This window comes from Actinomycetota bacterium, from assembly GCA_040754375.1.
In the GTDB taxonomy this organism is placed as follows: domain Bacteria; phylum Actinomycetota; class Acidimicrobiia; order Acidimicrobiales; family AC-14; genus JBFMCT01.
Genome location: JBFMCT010000094.1, coordinates 1 through 2,259, shown reverse-complemented (window position 1 = coordinate 2,259; position 2,259 = coordinate 1). Strand labels below are relative to the sequence as shown.

Below are 2,259 nucleotides of genomic sequence, written 5' to 3'. Positions count from 1 at the left end.
TGCGCATGGAGGGACCCTTGACCGTGATGCGGTGGGCGGCCTGCAAGACGCGGTCGAGCACGGCCTCGGCCAAGGTCGGGTCCGCCATGGCCGCGTGCCACTTCTCGACGGGCAGCTGGCTGGCCACCAGGGTGGAGCGCCGCTGCGCCCGGTCCTCGACGACCTCGAGCAGGTCCCGGCACGCCTCGACGGGGGCCGGGGTCAACAAGAAGTCGTCGAGCACGAGGAGCGAAACCCGCCCGAGCTGGCCCAGCAGTCGGGAGTAACGGCCGTCGGCCCGGCCCAGGGCCAGCTCGTCGAGCAGTCTCGGGGTGCGGGCGTAGAGGGCGGTGTGGCCCTGGCGCAGCGCGGCGTTGGCCAGGGCGCAGGCCAGGAAGGACTTGCCCACCCCGGTCGGGCCGGTCACGACCAGGTTGTGGTGGCGGGTCACCCAGCCGGCCCCGGCCAGGTCCAGCACGGCGGCGCGGTTGAGCCCCCGGGGGGAGCGGAAGTCGACGTCCTCGACGGCGGCGGGATAGCGCAGCTTGGCCGCCTTGAGCCGGGTGGCCAGGCGGCGGCTGTCGCGGGCGTCGGCCTCGCGGTCCACGAGCAGCCCGAGGCGGTCCTCGAAGGCCAGCTCGGACCACGGCCCGGGGGTGACCAGCTGGTCGACGAGGGCGGCGGCCATGGCCCCCAAGCCCAGGGCCTCCAGCTTGGCGATGGTCGGGTTGGCCAGCATCACGCCTCCTCGGCCCAGTAGTCGGCGCCCCGCAGGTTCTCGTGCTCGCCGGCGGCGGCGCAGCCCGAGGCCGAGGGCAGCGGGGCACGGTCCAGGCCCGCGGCCAGGATCGACTTCACCGAGCTGTAGCTGACGGCCCCGACGGCCAGCGCCCGCTCGCACGCGGCCCCGGTGCGCTCGTCGCCGTAGCGCTTGGCCAGGTTCATGAGCCCCAGGCAGGCCCGGTAGGCGTGCTCGGGGTGGGCCCGGGTGACGAGGATCTTCTCCACCAGGGCGGCGGTGGCCGGGCTCACGGTGGAGGCCCAGGAGACGAGCCGCGACGGCGTCCACTCCAGGTGGGCCCGGTGCGAGGCCGGCATGTGGGCGGGGTCGGTCACGTAGCGCTGCCGGCCGTGCTCGCGGGCGTGGCTGGCCACCCGCCGCCCGCCGTTGAGCACCTCGACGGTGCTCGCCGTGGCCCGCAGGTCGAGGCGCTGGCGCACCAGCTGGTAGGGCACGGAGTAGAAGCGCCGGTCGAACTCGACGTGGTAGTCGATGTTCACCGTCACCTTCTTCCACGACGCCAGCTCGAAGCGCTCGGCGGGCAACGGCTTGAGGGCCTTGCGCTCGATGTCCTCGAACAGCTCCCGGCGGCTGGTCGGCTGGCCCCGGAACGCCCGCCCGTTGAGTTCCTCGACCCGGCCGGCGATGGCCTCGTTCAGCTCGGCCAGGCCGAAGAAGCGACGGTCGCGCAGCGGGGCCAGCACCCATCGCTCGACCGACAGGACTCCGGCCTCGACCGCGGCCTTGTCCCGGGGATGGGCGGTGCGGGTCGGCAGCACGACGGTGTCGAAGTGACGAGCCAGGTCGGCGTAGGACGGGTTGAGCTCGGGGTCGTACCAGCACGCCTTGGTCACCCCCGCCTTCAGGTTGTCGGGCACGGTGACCGCAGCCACGCCGCCGTAGAAGGCCCAGGCCCGGGTGTGGGCGCCCACCCAGCTGCCCAGGTCCTGGCCCCGGGTCGCCTCCACGTAGAGCAGCCCGCTGGCGCCCAGCACGGCCACGAACACCTCGGCCGAACGAACCTCGCCGCCGTCGGGGTCGACCCAGTCGGCCCGATCGCCGGCGAAGTCGACGAACATCCGCTCGCCGGCCGCATAGGTGAGGCGCATGACCACGTCCTGGGCCCCCAGCCACGCCTGGTAGTGGGCGCAGAACTGGGTGTAGCCCCAGCCCTCGGGCTGGTCCTCGCGCCACTCCAGCCACAGGAGGCGCAGCGTGACGTGGCGGCCCCGCTTCAGCTCCCGGTGGATGTCGCGCCATTCCGGCACCGGCCGCCGGGCCGCCAGCTCGGCGGTGGGCGGCGGGAACAGCCTGGCGTCCAGCGCCGCTTCGTCCATGCCCTCGGGCAAGGGCCAGGACAGCCCGGCCGCCTCGGCCCGGGCCAGGTACTCGTAGATGGTCGTCTTACCCGCCCCGACGCTGGCGGCGATGTCACGACTGTTCATCCCTGCGGCCTTCAACCGCAGGACCTCGGTGATCTTGCGCATGGGTAGCTTCCT

The 2,259-nt window shown here is 73.5% G+C and carries 2 protein-coding genes; both read right to left on the bottom strand.

All coding sequences use genetic code 11. The annotated features are described in order from the left end of the window. A partial coding sequence (gene istB, locus AB1673_17570; GenBank protein ID MEW6155766.1) for an IS21-like element helper ATPase IstB occupies positions 1-718 on the bottom strand: 718 nt, incomplete at its 3' end. Further along, the coding region (istA, locus tag AB1673_17565) for an IS21 family transposase (protein MEW6155765.1) at positions 718-2,259 on the bottom strand (1,542 nt) is incomplete at its 5' end. The genes istB and istA, both read right to left, overlap by 1 nt.